The following is a 17015-nucleotide window of genomic DNA, read 5'->3' as shown; positions in this document are numbered from 1 at the left end:
AAACCATGAGCGAGCTGTGAAGACCGGGAGCGCTCGCATCGTACGCAGTCGCCCATGGGGAGGCCAGGTCGATCCCCGGCCATTCAGGCCCCGGCATTCGGGCCCGGCCTTCAGGCCCCGGCGATTCGGGCCCTGGCATCCGGTCCCGGCCATTCAGGCCTCGGCGATTCGGGCCCTGGCATCCGGTCCCGGCCATTCAGGCCTCGGCGATTCGGGCCCCGGCGATTCGGGCCCTGGCATCCGGTCCCGGCCATTCAGGCCCCGGCGATTCGGGCCCCGGCGATTCGGGCCCCGGCCAGTCGATCCTTGGCTATCCGGTCCCCGCCCACTCGGTCCCTTAGCCATGCGGATCCCTGACCGTTCGGCCCCCGGGCAACCGCGGCCTCGCAGGCATGGCCGACGGCGAAGGCGTCGCGATCAGTGGGGACGCAGTTCCCCCGAGCCCCGGGGGATGAGCCGGGTGGGTATCTCCGTGGTGCGGGCCCGGGAGCGGTCGCCGTCCAGGCGGGCCAGGGCGATGGTCGCGGCGGTCGCGCCCATGGCCGCCGGGTCCTGGGCGACCACGGTGAGGGCGGGTTCCAGGACCTCGGCGAGCGGTATGTCGTCGAAGCCGACCAGCGCGACATCCCTGCGACCGGCCCGGGCGAGGCCCAGCACGGCTCCCATCGACGCGAAGTTGTTCGCCGCGAACAGCGCCGTCGGCGGGTCGGCCAGGTTCAGCAGGCGCTCGGTGTCGGCAACCGCCGACCGCATGTCGTGGCCGCCGGCCACCAGCGCCCGGTCGTACGACAGTCCGGCTTCCGCGAGGGCGTCCCGGTAGCCCCGCAGGCGCATGCGGCGGGTGTAGAGATGGGTGGGTGTGTTGCCGATGAAGCCGATCCTGCGGTGGCCGTGCGCGATCAGGTGCGCGGTGCCCTCGCGCGCTCCCTGCCGGTTGGAGCTCAGTACGCTGTCCGCGGCCAGGCCGGTGCCCGGACGGTCGAGGAAGACCACCGGCAGTCCCGCGGAGCGCTCGGCCTTGAGATAGCCGTGGTCCGCCTGCACGATCGGCGCCATGAGCAGGGCGCTGACCCGGCGGGCCAGGAACGTCCCGACCAGGGAGCGTTCGCGTTCGGCGTCCTGCGCCGAGGAGCCGACGAGGAGGGTGAGGCCCCGGCCGTGCGTCACCGACTCGATCCCGCTCACCACGGTGGCGAAGAACGGGTTGCTCATGTCCGGCACGATCAGCCCGATGGCGGTGTCGCTGCCGCCGAGACGGATGTGCCGGGCCATGAGGTTGGGCCGGAAGCCCAGCCGTTGCACGGCCTCCATCACCCGCTCACGGGTCTCGGCGGCGACCGGCCCGTCACCGTTGAGCACCCGTGACACCGTCTTCGCGCTGACGCCGACCTGCTCCGCCACGTCGCTGAGCGTGGGCCGGCGTGTCACAGCCATGGTCGTGTCCCCTCGCATGAGGGTGGCGTGAGTCGTCCTCCTCCGCGCCACCCGTGGTGCTGTCAGTTCTCCGAGAGACCGGCCGCCCCGGCGGCCTGCTCGTCGGCAACGACAGTACCTGTGCCTTCGGCGGCGGGCTGAAGCGCACCCGTCATCATCGGCACGGCCTCGGACGTCGAGTACTCGCCCGGCTTGACCGGCGCCGTCCCGCGGCCGGTCGGTCGGTGCCGCGGCCGCCGACACTGCGGGTGACGATCCCGGGGAACGGTCCCTGGTTCCAGGGAGCGGAAGGCCTCGGCGCGGGCTGACTTTCGGATCAGCGTTCGAGCGGGTCCAGGGTCGAGGCGCGGGACGCGCCTCAGCGACTCACCTTTTGTCTGTGACCGCTTCTGACCAGCTCCGATCTCTTCTATGGCGAGCTTGATCGCATGATCAGCATGGTTATCGGTCTGTCGTGCGACAGGTCATACCAGAGCGGGAAGCTCTCGGGGGGACTTTGTCAACAGCCCACCCCACCTGCCCCAAGGGTGACTACTCTGAGTGTCCGTCGGGCGACGCAGGGCCGGAACTTCGGCTCTGTCGACCGGCGCCGCGATGGCGCGTGCCCGAGTCGCGCAGACCCGCGGGAGCCCCTACGCCCCCGACGCACCCAGTACGAGGACGCCGATGTCTCACCTTCGCGCACCCGCCGCACGCGAAGACCGCCGCGCGGGCGGGCGGCGCGGGCGGCCGCCCGCTCGCGCGGTCCTCCCGTACCCCGAGATCCGGATGCGGCCCCAACTGCGGCGTCTGGCCGTCCTGCCGCCCCTCGCGGTGGCCCTCGCCGCCTGCGCCGCCGTGCTCTACACGATCCGCATCACCGGCGCACGCCCCACCCTCGCGCTCTGGGCCGTGCTCGCGGGCTCCCTCGCCGTCACCGCGGTGGGCGTCGTGATCGCCGCCGTGGCCGCCGAGCGAGCCGCCCGGTCCGTGGACGGCCGGCTCGACGCGTTGCGCCGCGACACCTCCCGTGACGCGGCCGACCTGCGCGCCCTCGTCGAGGCACTGCGCCGCGGCGAGACACCGTCCGTGCGGGCCCCACGCGGCACACCCGCCGCCGACGCCGACGAGTTCGAACAGCTCGCCGCGGAGCTGGCCCGCGCCCACGACGGCGCCGTCGCCGCGGTCGTCCAGGCGGCACAGCTCTCCAGTCGGGCGGACAGCGAGCAGAAGCTGGAGGTGTTCCTCAACCTCGCCCGGCGTCTGCAGTCGCTCGTGCACCGGGAGATCTCCATCCTGGACGAGCTGGAGAACGACATCGAGGACCCCGATCTGCTCAAGGGCCTCTTCCACATCGACCACCTCGCCACCCGCATCCGGCGCCACGCCGAGAACCTGGCCGTGCTCGGCGGCGCCGTCTCCCGCCGGCAGTGGAGCAACCCGGTTCCCATGACCGAGGTGCTGCGCTCCGCGACCGCCGAGGTCGAGCAGTACACGCGGGTCAGGCTCGTACCGCCGGTCGACGGCAGCCTGCGCGGACACGCCGTGGCGGACGTGATCCACCTGCTGGCCGAACTCGTCGAGAACGCGACGGTGTTCTCCGCGCCGCACACCCAGGTGCTGCTGCGTGCCGGCCTCGTCACCTCGGGGCTCGCCGTGGAGGTCGAGGACCGCGGGCTCGGCATGCCCCAGGCCGAGCAGAACAAGATGAACGCCCTGCTCGCCGACCCGGATCAGTTCAGCCTCGCCGGACTGCTGGCGGACGGCCGCATCGGCCTGTTCGTGGTCTCCCAACTCGCCCGCCGGCACGGCATCCACGTCCGGTTGCAGACCAACATCTACGGCGGTGTGCAGGCGGTGCTCGTCCTGCCGCAAGGGCTGCTCGGCCCGGCACCGGGCACGGCCGCGACGATGACGCCGGTGGCACCGCAGGGCACTGCGGTTCCAACGGGCGGCCGGAGTACCGCGGGCGCGGCCGGCTCGCGGCCGACGACCGCAACGAGCCTGCCGGACACGGCCGTTGCTCCGGGCCCGTGGTCCACCGTCGCCGCGGCGGACCCGTGGCCCGCCACCACCCCGGCGGACCCGTGGCCCGCCACCACCCCGGCGGACCCGTGGCCCGCCACCACCCCGGCGGACCCGTGGCCCGCCACCACCCCGGCCGACCCGCACCCCGCGGCCGTCGTGCCCCCGCCCCACACCCGTCCCACCCACCCCTCCGCCCCGGCGTCCGAACACCCCGTACCTCATGAACCCCGTCGGCCGGCACCCGACGGCATCCCGACCGAGCGCGTACTGACCCCGTTGCCCGTGCGCGACACCGACACACCACGGCCCACACCCGCCGAGGCCCGGCCCGGCATCCGCCCCACCGACCGGGCGACTCTCGCGGAGAACGCGACCAGGCCGCCGACACCGCGCGTCGACGCTGCGAGCGCCGGCTCGGGCAGACCCACGCTGCCCCGCCGCCGTGCCCAGGAGCACCTCGCGCCCCAGCTCCGCGGCGGACCCACCCCGCCGGTCCTCCAGGACGCCGACCGGTTCTCCGGCCACGACCCGGGCCTGATGGCCGCGTTCCGGCGGGGCATCGGCCTCGCGGAGGCCCTCCGTGAGTCAAACGCGTCGGAGCCTGACCTGACAGACCGTCATGACGGGGGCGCTCCGGCCGGATGACCGCCCCGACCCCACCCGCTCCCGCAGACCCGCGTACCCCAAGGAGTCCATCCACCATGGCGAGCGAAGCGCCGACCGCCCAGGCTCATGACCTCGACTGGCTGATGAGCGGCCTCGTCCAGCGCGTACCGCACACCACGAGCGCGGTCCTCCTCTCCTGCGACGGGCTCGTGAAGGCCGTGCACGGCCTCGACGCGGACAGCGCCGACCATATGGCCGCCCTGGCCTCCGGCCTCTACGCGCTCGGCCGAAGCGCGGGCGTCCGCTTCGGGGACGGCGGCGACGTACGGCAGGTCGTCGTCGAACTCGACTCCACCCTGCTGTTCGTCACCACCGCCGGCTCCGGCACCTGTCTCGCCGTGCTGGCCGGTCGCGAGGCCGACGCGGCGGTCCTCGGCTACGAGATGGCGATGCTCGTCAAGAGCGTGCGACCGTATCTGACGACCGCGTTCCGCCGAAGCGCCGACCAGCCCACGGCGATGCGGCCTTGAACGTCACCGCGGCCGGTGACGGCCCCTGGCTCGACGACGCGGCCGGGCGGCTGGTGCGCCCCTACACGATCAGCAACGGCCGCACCCGCCCGACCGCCGCGCTCGACCTCATGTCACAGGTGATGGCCACCGGCTCCACCCCCCGCGGCGCCCTCGGCCCCGAGCACGCCCAGGCGCTCGGCCTGTGCCGTTCGCCCGTCCCGGTCGCCGAGGTCGCCGCCCATCTGAGGCTGCCGGCGGCGGTCACCAAGGTGCTGCTGTCCGACCTCGTCGACTGCGGGGCGCTCACCACCAGGCCCCCCGCACACCACCACAACCCCACCGACCGGTCCCTTCTGGAGGCAGTGCTCGATGGACTACGACGACAGCTCTGATCCCTTCCCCACCGCCCTGAAGATCCTGGTGGCGGGAGGGTTCGGCGTCGGCAAGACGACCTTCGTGGGCGCGGTGAGCGAGATTGCGCCGCTGAGCACGGAGGAACTGCTCACCACGGTGGGCGCCGTGACCGACCGCCTCGACGGCGTCGAGGGCAAGGTCGAGACGACGGTGGCGATGGACTTCGGCCGTATCACCCTGGACCCCAAGCACGTGCTGTACCTGTTCGGGACGCCCGGACAGGAACGCTTCTGGTTCATGTGGGACGAACTGTCGGAGGGCGCGCTCGGCGCGGTGGTCCTCGCCGACACCCGCCGCCTGGAGGACTGCTTCGCCGCCGTGGACTTCTTCGAGCGCCGCGGCCTCGGGTTCGTCCTCGCCGTCAACGAGTTCGAGGGCGCCCACCGCTACGACCCGGACGAAGTGCGCGCCGCCCTCGACCTCCACCCCGGGATTCCCGTCGTGCGCTGCGACGCCCGGCTCTCCAGTTCCGGGGTGCAGACCCTGCTCACACTGGTCCGGCACCTGCTCGCGCACACGCCGGCACCCGCCACGAGCCGCGGAGCCGGCGCATGAGGCTGAGCCGTCTGCTGCTGACCCCTCAGGACGGGGACGCCCCCGAGCGGATGCGCAGTCTGCGCCGGATGGGCCTCGGGGAGTGCGCCGAACCGGAGTTCGACGCCTTCGCGGACCGCCTCGCCGGGCTCGCCGCAGTGCCGTACGCGATGGTCACCTTCGTTCATGAACACCGGCAGTGCTTCGCCGGACTCCACCAGCCCGACGACCGCCCCCTGACCGCACCGGCGGACCCGGACGGCGCCGCCGGCCCAGCGGGGCGGCATCTGGGCCGCGAGTACGGCTTCTGCCCGCATGTGGTCGTCCGGCGCAAGGCCCTGGTCCTGGAGGACGTCCGTGACTACCCCCGCTTCGCCGGCAATCCGCTCGTCGACGAACTCGGCGTCCGCTCCTACCTCGGCGCCCCCCTCATGGACCCCACCGGCATCGCCCTCGGCACGGTCTGCGCCCTCGACGTGCGACCGCGTCCCTGGGGCCGCGCGGGCCTGGACACCATCAAGTCGCTGGCGGCGGAGCTGACCGAGCGGATTGCCGCCAGGGGGACCGGTGACACCGAGCCCGCCTGACGGCAGAACGCGGACGGTGCCACAGCGTGGGGCGTGGAGCACAGCGGTGCGGCAGCGTGGGGCGTGGAGCACAGCGGTGCGCAGCGTGGGGCGTGGAGCACAGCGGTGCGCAGCGTGGGGCGTGAAGGAAAGCTGCGGTCGCGCTTAAGAAATCCTCGATGGACCGGTGATCCCCGATGCGGCAGATTTCTGAGCGACTTCACATCCTTCCCCCGGCGCGGGCCCCTTCGGCGTGCCCCGCGCCGGCCTCACCCCAGGAGCCGTAGCGTTGAAGGCGCTGGTCAAGGACAAGGCGGAACCAGGGCTCTGGCTCACGGACGTTCCGGAGCCCGCCGTCGGGCCCGGTGACGTACTGATCAAGGTGCTGCGAACCGGCATCTGCGGAACCGACCTGCACATCCGCGCCTGGGACGGCTGGGCGCGGCAGGCGATCCGCACGCCCCTGGTCGTCGGGCACGAGTTCGTGGGCGAGGTCGTCGCCATCGGACGGGACGTCACGGACATCAAGGCCGGCGACCGGGTCAGCGGCGAGGGCCACCTGGTGTGCGGGAAGTGCCGCAACTGCCTGGCCGGGCGCCGCCATCTGTGCCGGGCGACCGTCGGGCTCGGTGTCGGACGGGACGGCGCGTTCGCCGAGTACGTGGTGCTGCCCGCCACGAACGTGTGGGTGCACCGCGTCCCCGTGGATCTCGATGTCGCCGCGATCTTCGACCCGTTCGGCAACGCCGTGCACACCGCGCTGTCCTTCCCGCTGGTCGGCGAGGACGTCCTGATCACCGGTGCCGGCCCGATCGGTCTGATGGCCGCCGCCGTGGCCCGGCACGCGGGCGCCCGCAACGTCGTCATCACCGACGTCAGCGAGGAGCGCCTCGACCTCGCCCGCAAGATCGGCGTGAGCCTCGCCCTGAACGTCTCCCGGGCGACCGTCGCCGACGGACAGCGCGAACTCGGTCTGCGCGAGGGCTTCGACATCGGCCTGGAGATGTCCGGCCGCCCCGAGGCCCTGCGCGACATGATCGCCAACATGACGCACGGCGGTCGTATCGCGATGCTCGGTCTGCCGTCGCAGGAGTTCCCCGTCGACTGGGCGCGCATCGTCACCTCGATGATCACCATCAAGGGCATCTACGGCCGCGAGATGTTCGAGACGTGGTACGCGATGTCCGTCCTGCTGGAGGGCGGCCTCGACCTGGCGCCCGTGATCACCGGCCGGTACGACTACCGCGACCACGAGGCCGCGTTCGCCGACGCGGCGAGCGGCAAGGGCGGCAAGGTCATCCTCGACTGGACCGCGTAACCCCCTCCCGGCCCGAGCACTTTCAGGAGCCTTCCATGTTCGACTCCGTGCGCGACGACCTGCGCACCACTCTCGACGAGATCCGCGCCGCCGGGCTGCACAAGCCCGAGCGCGTGATCGGCACCCCGCAGTCCGCGACCGTCAACGTCACCGCGGGCGGCCGGCCCGGCGAGGTGCTCAACTTCTGCGCCAACAACTACCTCGGCCTCGCCGACCACCCCGAGGTGATCGCCGCCGCCCACGCGGCGCTGGACCGCTGGGGCTACGGCATGGCGTCGGTGCGCTTCATCTGCGGGACGCAGGAGGTGCACAAGGAACTGGAGGCACGCCTCTCGGCCTTCCTCGGCCAGGAGGACACCATCCTCTACTCCTCCTGCTTCGACGCAAACGGCGGTGTCTTCGAGACCCTGCTCGGCGAGCAGGACGCGGTCATCTCCGACGCCCTCAACCACGCCTCGATCATCGACGGCATCCGCCTGTCCAAGGCGCGCCGCTTCCGCTACGCCAACCGCGATCTCGCCGACCTGGAGCGGCAGTTGAAGGAGGCCGGCGAGGGCGGGGCGCGGCGCAAGCTGATCGTCACCGACGGCGTGTTCTCCATGGACGGCTATGTGGCCCCGCTGCGCGAGATCTGCGACCTCGCCGACCGGTACGACGCCATGGTGATGGTCGACGACTCGCATGCCGTCGGCTTCGTCGGCCCCGGCGGTCGCGGCACCCCCGAGCTGCACGGCGTGTTGGACCGCGTCGACATCGTCACCGGCACCCTCGGCAAGGCGCTCGGCGGCGCCTCCGGGGGTTACGTCGCCGCCCGCGCCGAGATCGTCGCTCTGCTCCGTCAGCGCTCCCGGCCGTACCTCTTCTCCAACACCCTCGCCCCGGTGATCGCCGCTGCCTCCCTCAAGGTGCTCGACCTGCTGGAGTCGGCGGGCGACCTGCGCGAGAGGCTGAACGAGAACACTGCCCTCTTCCGCCGCCGGATGACCGAGGAGGGCTTCGACATCCTGCCCGGCGACCACCCGATCGCCCCGGTCATGATCGGTGACGCCGCCAGGGCCGGACGCATGGCCGAGCTGCTCCTGGAGCGCGGCGTGTACGTCATCGGCTTCTCGTACCCGGTGGTCCCGCAGGGCCAGGCCCGGATCCGGGTGCAGCTGTCCGCGGCGCACTCCACGGACGATGTCCACCGGGCGGTCGACGCGTTCGTGGCGGCGCGGGCGGAACTGGACGCCTGAGACGACCCGGACCTCCTGCGATAATCGTTCGCATGATCGAAGCGCGGCGGCTGCACATCCTCCGTGCGGTGGCTGACCACCGCACGGTGACGGCCGCTGCCGCCGCGCTCTACCTCACCCCCTCCGCGGTGTCCCAGCAGCTCACCGCGCTGGAACAGGAGACCGGCCACCGGCTCGTCGAGCGCGGTGCCAAGGGCGTACGGCTGACGCCGGCCGGCGAGATCCTGCTCAGTCACACCCATGCCGTACTGGCCCAGCTGGAGCGCGCCGAGGCCGAGCTGGCGGCCTACAGCGCGGGCTCGGCGGGCACGGTGACGGTCGCCTCCTTCGCCACCGGGATCGGTCTGGTCGTCGCCCCCGCGCTGGCCCGGCTCGCCGGCAGCGCGCCCGGCATCCGGGTCCGCGTCCAGGACGCGGAGGGCGACGAGAGCCTGCCCATGGTGCTCGACCGGCAGGTCGACGTGGCGGTCGCCGTCGAGTACCGGGGCGCGCCCGACGCCGACGACCCCCGGCTCACCCACATCCCGCTGTACGCCGAGCCCTTCGACGCCGTCGTACCGGTCACCCACCGTCTCGCCGACGCTCCCGAGGTCCCGCTCGCCGAACTGGCCAAGGACCCGTGGATCGGCCCCTACCCCGGCAATCCCTGCCATGACGTGGTGGTCCTGGCCTGCGAGCACGCCGGGTTCCAGCCCCGTCTCGAGCACTCCTCGGACGACTTCCGGGCGGTCGTCGCCCTCGCCTCGGCGGACGCGGGGGTGGCACTGGTGCCCCGCTCGGCCCTGCGCGGCATGGAGCTCACCGGCGTGGTGGTCCGTCCGGTCGACGGTGTCGCACCCACGCGCCGGGTCTTCGCGGCCGTGCGCCGGGGCGCGGAGGAGCATCCCCTGATCCGCCCGGTGCTGGACGCGCTGACGGAGGCCGCGACGGCGAACTGACGGGCCGCTCGTCTCCGCAGACCCGGAACATCCCTGAGTCCCCGCGACCACCGATGTCCACCTCGCTCACCGCTTCCCAGATGTGGGATAAGCTCTCGAATATGGGAAACAATCTCATCGACTCCGTCGACGCCCGGCTCGCGGTCCGGCTCGCCGAGCTACGGGCCGAACACGGCTGGTCGCTGGACGAGCTGTCCGAGCGCAGCGGGATCAGCCGCTCGACCCTGTCCCGCGCCGAGCGCGCCGAGATCAGCCCCACCGCCGCGCTGCTCAACCGGCTGTGCGCCGTCTACGGCACCACGATGTCCCGGCTGCTCAGCCAGGTGGAGGCGGAGCCCGCGCAGGTGATGCGCGCCGCCGACCAGCCCATGTGGCAGGACCCGGCATCCGGCTTCGTGCGGCGGTCGGTGTCCCCTCCGCACCCCGGACTGCGCGGCGAACTCGTCGAGGGCCGGCTCTCGGCGGGTGCCGACATCGCGTACGACCGGCCACCCGTGCCCGGCCTCGAGCAGCACATCTGGGTCCTCGACGGAACACTGCAGGTGACGGCGCAGGACGTGGAACACCGCCTCACCGCCGGCGACTGCCTGCGGATGCGGGTCTGGGGCCCGACCCGGTTCCGCTGCCCCGGGCCGAAGGACGTGCGGTACGCGCTGGTGGTGGTGCTGCCGTGACCGTGATCGACAGACTCGGCGGGGCCGAGGTGCTGGCGTGTTCCGGGGACCTGGCCGATCTGCTGACCGACACCGTGCACAGCGGGGCGTCCATCGGCTTCCTCGCACCGCTGGACCGGGCAGCGGCCCTGGCCTGGTGGAAGGCGCGGGCCTACACGGTCGACGCGGGCGGCCTCGCGGTCTGGGTGGCCCGGGCGGAGGACCGGGTGACGGGCACGGTCGGCCTCGCCTTCCCGGACAAGCCGAACAGTCGCCACCGGGCCGAGCTGGTCAAGCTCATGGTGCATCGCGAGGCCCGCGGCAAGGGCCTTGCGCGCAGGCTGTTGGCCACCGCCGAGCGGGCCGCCGCCGAGGCCGGGATCACCCTGCTCCACCTGGATACGGAGACCGGCAGCCCCGCCGAGTCGCTGTACCGGTCCACGGGCTGGATCAGGGCCGGCTCGATACCGGACTTCGCGGCGACGCCGACCGGCGTCCTGCAGCCCACGACGATCTTCTACAAGCACGTGGCACCGCTCTCCCGCTGACCGGCCGCCCGATTGTCAGTGGCGTTGGCTACGGTGCGAGACATGCCGGACGCCGAAGACGTACGCCGTATCGCCCTCTCCCTGCCGGACAGCACGGAGAAGATCGCCTGGAGCATGCCCACCTTCCGGGTCGCGGGGAAGATGTTCGCCACGCTGCCCGAGGACGAGTCCTCCATGGCGGTGCGGTGCCCCAAGGAGGAGCGGGACGAACTGGTCCTGGCGGAGCCCGGGAAGTTCTGGGTCGCCGACCACGAGGCGCAGTTCGCCTGGATCCGGGTGCGCCTCGCCGCCCTGGAGGACGACAGCGAGCTGCGCGACATCCTCGCCGACTCCTGGCGCCAGGCGGCCCCGCCCCGTCTCCTCGACCACCACCCTGCCCTGGGTCTCCCGCCGGGGGAGGGGCGCAGGGAGTGAACGGCACAAAAAGGGATGCGCGACCACGGCCCTGAGTGCGGTATTGTTTCTGTGCGCGTTGGGCCAGGGGAAACCCCAGGTCAGACGGGCAACGGGACGTGGCGCAGCTTGGTAGCGCACTTGACTGGGGGTCAAGGGGTCGCAGGTTCAAATCCTGTCGTCCCGACAGTGATGTCGGAAGTTTCCACAGATCAGGGGCCCTCTTCGGAGGGCCCCTGATCTGCGTGAGGGAGTGATCCGGGAGCGCTCCACCGTTCCCCGTGCTGCGTGCGCCTCGGCTGCCACGACGGCGATGCCCGGCGACGATGCAGCCCCGGAGCCGGCTTCGTGATCGGCCTCGCCCTCCCGTCGACGGCGGATACGCGGCCCGCTGACACCTCTGCTGCACACGGCGGTGTGCGGGTCCGCTCCACCCCGTCCGGTTCACAGTGTCCAGCCGTGACCGCCGCTGTTGTGGGACAGGGCCAGGACTCCGGTGGTCGCGACGAGGTACCGGGTGAGGCGCCCCTGGCGGAACAAGGCCGCCGATGCCCAGGCGAGAGCCGTGTACCAAGGCATCGTCCATGGCGCTGTGAGGACCCACGCGAAGGCGAGCACGAACGGTACGGCGACCACCGCGGGAGCGTCCGCCGGCACGCGGCGGTGGAGCGCCCAGGCCAGCGCGAGCATCACGAGGGGCCACAGCACGCCGGTGGCGGTCCTGGCCGCGTGAGAACCCACGAGCGAGGCGCTGACCTTCTCGAACACCGCCCACAACGACGGCGTGGAGACCATGTGGGAGGCGGCTGACAGCGGGGCGAGGGCGTGCAGGCCGTACACGCCGTAGAGGACGGCCAGTGTCAGCATGGCCGCGCACGTCAGCCGGGCGGCCCGGCCCCAGGCGCCTGCACGCAGCAACGGCCAGGCCAGTCCGACGCCGAGCAGGGCGGCACTTATCTTGACACCGCAGGCGAGGCCGACCAGCCCCCCGGCGATCAGGTCGTGGTGCCATCGGGTGGCCCTGCGGACGAAGTGGATCGTGCACACGGTCAGGCACGCGATGAGGGTGTCCAGATGCCCGCCCGCCACCAGTACGCCGATCAGGAGCGGGTTGGCGATCCACAGCAGGCCGGCCCGGACCGGATCGTCGGATGTGCGGATCAGCAGATAGCCGGTGCCCAGGAACGCGGCTGCGTTGGCGAGCATCAGCGCCCATATCGTCAGCCATGCCCGATCACCGCCGACGAACGCCGCAGCGGCCTGCCACCACGTTGCGACCGGCCCGTACACGGACGGGGTGTACCGCCACCCCTCGCTGACCAGATGGGCGTAGACGCCGCCCAGTTCGGCGGGTGTCGTCACGTACGGATCGGCGCCGAGCGCGGCGATACGGCCGTACGCCGCGTAACTGGCCATGTCGGATGAGCCGACCGGGGTGAGGTTGGCGACGACCAGCACGGCGAGTGCGCCGGCGCCGAACAGGAGCCGCGGGCGTGGCCTCCAGCCCCGCCCATGCGCATGGAGGAGCCCGAACGTCCCGAGACACGACAGCACGATGGCCGCGTACGTCACCGCCGAGGACACGGTGCCGGGCATGGCCGGCAACCGAAGCCAGGTGATCGGCGCCCTGAGCGTGTTGTGGTTCGGCGCGCTCGCGCCGACCAGCCCGAACAGCACGATGCCCGCAGTGGCCGTCCATACGGCTGCGCGCGGCCGGAACCGGCCGACGACCGTCAGTGCGGGGGAGGGAGCGGTACGCACCCCACCCGCGGTACGCGGAGCCCACTGATTGTTGTCGGTCGTCACGGTCACTCGCTGGTCGCTGTCGGTCTGATTCGTCCGGGCCTGAGGTGGTCGAAGAAACCGCAGGCTAAGCCACACGGCCACCGAGATCCACAACCGGCCCGGGCTTGGAGCCTGGCAGTGGTACGCGGACGAATCAAGCCCGGGGCCCGGCACGGTCGGCCAGTCCACACCGAAGGCATCTCACCGGGGCAGCCCGTACACACGGCAGGCGTTGTCGCGGCCCGTCCACGCGACGATCCGCCGAGCGTCGGGCAGGCTCAGTTCGTCGGCGTCCACCCGGTCCTGGAGCAGCTCTCCCAGGCCCCGCCGGAAGGCCAGCGCGCCGAGCCGGTAGAACTCGGGGATCCCGTAGGCGTCGGAGCTGTACAGGAGTTTGCGGAACGGAGTGATCTCGAGGGCCTCCTCCAGGACCGCCCGGGCGCGGACGGGGCCGACGTGGTGCAGGGTGAGCCCGACGTCGAGGTACACCTGCTCGAACACCGTGGCCAGGAAGGCGGCCTGACGCTGGTAGGGCCAGCAGTGCAGAAGCAACACGGCGATCGTGCCCGAGGTGAGGTGCAGCCAGTCGGTCAGATGGGTGGGGTCCACCCGGTGCATCCTGATGTCGTTGTCCCCGAAGCCGGTGTGCAGTTGCAGGGGCAGCCCGAGGTCCACCGCCGTCCACAGCAGATGCCGTACGAGCACGGGGTCGTCCAGGCGGGGCGGGGCCTGGTGGTCCGCATCGGCTCCGTCGGCGGTGCTGCCGCCGGTGCGTGCCGGGGCCAGCCAGCGCCGTGCCGCCTCGGTGACGTCCCCGTCCGAAGGCCGGCTGGGATCCAGGTCGAATCCGGTGCGGTAGGCGGCGACGGACTTCACCGCCACCGCGCCCCGCTCGTCGACGGCGTTCCGCGCGGCGGCGACGAACGCGGAGGCGTACTGGTCCGGCTCCACTCCCTCGGCTGCCACGGCTTCGGCGACGGCCTCCAGCCGTACGACCTCGTACGCGGCCGCCGCCGGACGACCCGTGGCGGCGGCGAGCTCGGCGGGTGCCGTGAGGCGGTGCGGAGTGAATCCGGTGTCCACGCAGAACACCTCCGTCCCCGCAGCGGCGATGAACCTGCGGTTCACCTCGCGCCATCCCAACTCGGCCCGCCGGGCCAGGTAGTCCGTGACGGGGGCGTGCGGCGGCAGGTCCAGCAGGGGCGCACAGTGGCGTCGGACGGCCACGCCGACGGGGCTGTCGAAGGGCGAGATGCCGCTTCCGGGCCACACGTCCCCTTCGGTGATCAGCGAGTGGAACTCCTCAGAAGTCGGATCGGCGCTGAGGACACCATGACAGTGGTGATCCACGAGGAGCAGACCGGCGAGGGCCTCGTGGACCGGCCCGGTGGCGGGCGGTGGTGAGCTGGTCACGGCTGGGCGGCCTCCTGGGGCGGTCGGTGGGCATCCCTGCCCTGCCTCGGTCAGCGCTTGTCAGCGCTTGTCAGCACCTGTCATCGGTACTTCTCGGTACTTCCGAGCTTCTGGAGTACTTCCCAGTACTTCTCAGTACTTCCACCGGTACGCCGCCGCCACGAGCTCGTCGTCGAGCCCGGCCACGGCGGCGACCTCCCCGAGGCGTACGGCGATCACCGCGTCCGCCAGGACCGGCCCCAGTGCGGCGCGAAGCCGTTCGTCCTCACGGAACCTCCCGACGGACTCCGCCAGCGACGTCGGCAGCCGGCGCACGCCCCGGGCCTGCGCCTCCTCGGCAGTGAACCGTGCGGGGTCGCCCGTGACCTCCTCGGGCAGCGGGGAGGCCGACTCCAGGCCGTCGAGCCCGGCGGTGATGAGGCAACCGAGCGCGAGGTACGGGTTGGCGGCCAGGTCGACCGGCTTCACCTCCAGGTTCGCCGCCCGGCCACGCATCCCCGCCGTGCCGGTGATGACCCGCACCGCGCACTCGCGGGTCTCATGGCCCCACACGGCGAAGACCCCCGCCCACTGCGAGGGTTTGAGCCGCAGATGGCTCGCCGGGCTCGGGGCGGTCACCGCGGTGAGGGCCGGCAAGTGGGCGAGCAGACCGGCGGCGAACGACTCCGCCTCGGCGGTCATGCCGTAGCGACGCTCGCCGTGTGCGTGCAGATTGGCCCCGTCACGCCAGGCGGAGAGATGGACATGGCCGCCGTTGCCGACTCCTTCCGCCAGGACCGCCGGGGAGAAGGAGACCTTCAGTCCATGGCGCTGGGACACGGCCCGGATGGTCTGCCGTACCAGCACACTCCGGTCGGCGGCGGCCACCGGGTCGAGCGCGCCGACCGAGATCTCGAACTGACCGGTCGCGTACTCGGGGTGGATCTGGTCGACATCCACGCCCTGCGCCGCGAACGCGGCCAGCAACTCGGCGGTGTAGTCGCTGAGTTCGACCTGCCGGGTGGCGCTGTAGGCCGGACCTGAGGTCGCGGGGACGAACTCGTCCCCTGGCGCGGCTGCCTGCCCGATGGCCCATTCCACCTCGATGGCCGCCTTGAACGTGATGCCGTGGTCCCGGGCCGCGTCCGTGACGACACGGCGCAGGAAGCTGCGGCTGCACGCCGGATGTCGTTCACCCTCCTGGGTGATCCGGTCGACCGGAGCCCAGGCCCAGCCCGGCTGTCCGGACAGCACCACCAGGTGGTCCAGGTCGGGATACAGGCGAAGATCACCGTCCGGCGAGCCCAGCACGTCGGTGGAGACGATGGAGTCGTTCGCCAGGAAGGTGTCGAACACCGGTGACATGCCCACCCCCCAGGCGGTCGCCGACGCGAGCCGGGCCGTCGGGATGGTCTTCACCCGGCCGATGCCCGCCGTGTCGACGTACGCCAGGACGATGCCGTGCACGCCCCGCGCCGACAGCTCCGTCTCCAGCGCGGTGGCCCGCTCGACATCACCTGGGCGCCCGCCGGGGACGGGGTCGGCAAGGGTGGTCATGTGTCCTCCTCGGCGAGTTGCGAGTTGCGAGTTGCGGGTGGCGGGTGGCGGGTAGCGGGTGGTGAGTTGCGAGTTGCCTGTTGCGGCCCGGCGTCCGCGCACCGGGTCGTGGCGGCGGCGTTCCCGGCCCAGGATGGCGCACAACGACCATGTGGCGCGGGTCGCCCGCGCGATTGGCCCGTGTGTTGCTCTGCCGGCGTTCCGCCGCCGTTCCTCCGCGACGAATACCGGTCGGCCGGCGGGGGCCGACCCGGGCCGCGCGGACGTGATCAGTGTGGACGTGGTCAGTCCCGGTCGCGGTCCCGGGTCCGGTCCTGGCGGCGGTCCCGGGCTCGGTCCTGGTCTCCGCCATGGGCCGCCCACAGGCCGCGTACGTGCCCGAGGTGACGGGTCATCACCGTCCGTACGCCTTCCTCGTCCCGTTCCAGCAGGGCGTCGAGGAGTTCCAGGTGCTCCTGGGCGGAGGCGAGGAGCCGGCCGGCCTCGACGAGCGCGGTGAGCCCGTACAGGCGCGACCGCTTGCGCAGGTCACCGACCACCTCGACGAGGTGCGCGTTGCCGGCGAGGGCCAGCAGGCCGAGATGGAAGCGCGTGTCGGCCTCGACGTAGGCGATGAGATCCCCGGCCGCCGCGGCGGCGACGATCTCCCGGGCGGCCGGGCGCAGGGCCTCCAGCGAGACCCGGTCGGCCGTCCGGGCCAGTGCGACGGTGGTGGGGATCTCGATGAGGGAGCGGATGTGGGTGTACTCGTCGAGCTGCTTCTCGGAGACCTCGGTGACCCGGAACCCCTTGTTGGGGACGGTGTCGACCAGGCCCTCCTTGACCAGGTCGAGCATGGCCTCGCGCACCGGGGTCGCCGAGACGCCGAAGCGGGCGGCGAGCGTCGGTGCGGAGTACACCTCGCCGGGGCGCAGCTCACCCGCGACCAGCGCGGCCCGCAGGGCGTCGGCCACCCGCTCGCGGTAGCTCCTCTTCTTGCCGCCGAGCGTGGGCAGGGCGGGAGCGGTGGAGGGCGCGCTGGGGCGCGGGGCGGCCATGGTGTTGTCTGTCTCCTTGAGCAGTCCTGCTGTGCAATGGGGCTGTGCAATGTCACGCAGCACCGCTCCCAGTCTGCCAGTGCGCG

At 72.2% G+C, this 17015-nt stretch carries 16 protein-coding genes and 1 tRNA gene; 12 read left to right on the top strand and 5 right to left on the bottom strand.

Features of this window, described 5'->3' with window-relative positions; all coding sequences use genetic code 11:
• Positions 1-417: 417 nt before the first annotated feature.
• Positions 418-1434 carry a LacI family DNA-binding transcriptional regulator gene (locus ACFYZJ_RS07805; RefSeq protein WP_388563996.1) on the bottom strand — a complete coding sequence of 339 codons (1017 nt, stop codon included), beginning with the start codon at positions 1432-1434 and terminating at the stop codon, positions 418-420.
• A 666-nt stretch (positions 1435-2100) separates the two neighbouring features.
• Here ACFYZJ_RS07805 and ACFYZJ_RS07800 point away from each other — a divergent pair.
• The 12 genes from ACFYZJ_RS07800 (at position 2101) to ACFYZJ_RS07745 (ending at position 11345) form a co-directional block, all read left to right on the top strand.
• The gene (locus ACFYZJ_RS07800; protein ID WP_388563994.1) at positions 2101-4086 is read left to right on the top strand and encodes an ATP-binding protein; all 1986 of its coding nucleotides are present in this window, start codon (positions 2101-2103) and stop codon (positions 4084-4086) included.
• A 56-nt stretch (positions 4087-4142) separates the two neighbouring features.
• Complete coding sequence (locus ACFYZJ_RS07795; RefSeq protein ID WP_388563992.1) at positions 4143-4577, top strand: roadblock/LC7 domain-containing protein; 435 nt, start codon at positions 4143-4145, stop codon at positions 4575-4577.
• Complete coding sequence (locus tag ACFYZJ_RS07790; protein WP_388563990.1) at positions 4574-4951, top strand: DUF742 domain-containing protein; 378 nt, start codon at positions 4574-4576, stop codon at positions 4949-4951. The genes ACFYZJ_RS07795 and ACFYZJ_RS07790 overlap by 4 nt, the downstream gene beginning before the upstream one ends.
• Positions 4929-5528 (top strand): ATP/GTP-binding protein, encoded by a 600-nt coding sequence (locus ACFYZJ_RS07785; protein WP_388563988.1) that lies wholly within the window; start codon positions 4929-4931, stop codon positions 5526-5528. The genes ACFYZJ_RS07790 and ACFYZJ_RS07785 overlap by 23 nt, the downstream gene beginning before the upstream one ends.
• Positions 5525-6094 (top strand): GAF domain-containing protein, encoded by a 570-nt coding sequence (locus ACFYZJ_RS07780; protein WP_388563986.1) that lies wholly within the window; start codon positions 5525-5527, stop codon positions 6092-6094. Before ACFYZJ_RS07785 ends, ACFYZJ_RS07780 begins: the two co-directional genes overlap by 4 nt.
• A gap of 268 nt (positions 6095-6362) precedes the next feature.
• Positions 6363-7391 (top strand): L-threonine 3-dehydrogenase, encoded by a 1029-nt coding sequence (gene tdh / locus ACFYZJ_RS07775; protein ID WP_388563984.1) that lies wholly within the window; start codon positions 6363-6365, stop codon positions 7389-7391.
• A gap of 35 nt (positions 7392-7426) precedes the next feature.
• On the top strand, positions 7427-8626 hold the full coding sequence (locus ACFYZJ_RS07770) for a glycine C-acetyltransferase (RefSeq protein ID WP_388563982.1): 1200 nt from the start codon (positions 7427-7429) through the stop codon (positions 8624-8626).
• A 32-nt stretch (positions 8627-8658) separates the two neighbouring features.
• A complete protein-coding gene (locus tag ACFYZJ_RS07765; protein WP_388563980.1) occupies positions 8659-9564 on the top strand; it encodes a LysR family transcriptional regulator in 906 nt (301 codons plus the stop codon).
• A 101-nt stretch (positions 9565-9665) separates the two neighbouring features.
• Complete coding sequence (locus ACFYZJ_RS07760) at positions 9666-10238, top strand: helix-turn-helix domain-containing protein (protein WP_388563978.1); 573 nt, start codon at positions 9666-9668, stop codon at positions 10236-10238.
• Entirely contained in the window at positions 10235-10765 is a 531-nt protein-coding gene (locus tag ACFYZJ_RS07755) for a GNAT family N-acetyltransferase (protein WP_388563976.1), read from the top strand. Before ACFYZJ_RS07760 ends, ACFYZJ_RS07755 begins: the two co-directional genes overlap by 4 nt.
• Before the next feature lie 42 nt (positions 10766-10807).
• Positions 10808-11179 carry an MmcQ/YjbR family DNA-binding protein gene (locus tag ACFYZJ_RS07750; RefSeq protein ID WP_388563975.1) on the top strand — a complete coding sequence of 124 codons (372 nt, stop codon included), beginning with the start codon at positions 10808-10810 and terminating at the stop codon, positions 11177-11179.
• A gap of 92 nt (positions 11180-11271) precedes the next feature.
• Positions 11272-11345, top strand: a tRNA-Pro gene (locus ACFYZJ_RS07745).
• A 257-nt stretch (positions 11346-11602) separates the two neighbouring features.
• On the opposite strand, the gene ACFYZJ_RS07740 is transcribed toward ACFYZJ_RS07745, so the two are convergent.
• The 4 genes from ACFYZJ_RS07740 to ACFYZJ_RS07725 form a co-directional block, all read right to left on the bottom strand.
• Positions 11603-12919, bottom strand: a complete 1317-nt coding sequence (locus ACFYZJ_RS07740; protein WP_388563973.1) for a hypothetical protein — start codon at positions 12917-12919, stop codon at positions 11603-11605.
• Positions 12920-13144: 225 nt separating this feature from the next.
• Complete coding sequence (locus ACFYZJ_RS07735) at positions 13145-14356, bottom strand: amidohydrolase family protein (RefSeq protein ID WP_388563971.1); 1212 nt, start codon at positions 14354-14356, stop codon at positions 13145-13147.
• A 132-nt stretch (positions 14357-14488) separates the two neighbouring features.
• Positions 14489-15892: a glutamine synthetase family protein gene (locus ACFYZJ_RS07730; RefSeq protein WP_388563969.1), complete on the bottom strand. Its 1404-nt coding sequence runs from the start codon at positions 15890-15892 to the stop codon at positions 14489-14491.
• A 284-nt stretch (positions 15893-16176) separates the two neighbouring features.
• Positions 16177-16929, bottom strand: coding sequence for a GntR family transcriptional regulator (locus tag ACFYZJ_RS07725; protein ID WP_388563967.1), 753 nt, complete (start codon positions 16927-16929; stop codon positions 16177-16179).
• Positions 16930-17015 lie beyond the last annotated feature (86 nt).

This window comes from Streptomyces sp. NPDC001848 (assembly GCF_042891915.1).
In the GTDB taxonomy this organism is placed as follows: domain Bacteria; phylum Actinomycetota; class Actinomycetes; order Streptomycetales; family Streptomycetaceae; genus Streptomyces.
The sequence above is the reverse complement of the archived record's forward strand: the minus strand, read 5'-3'. Positions and strand labels throughout refer to the sequence as shown.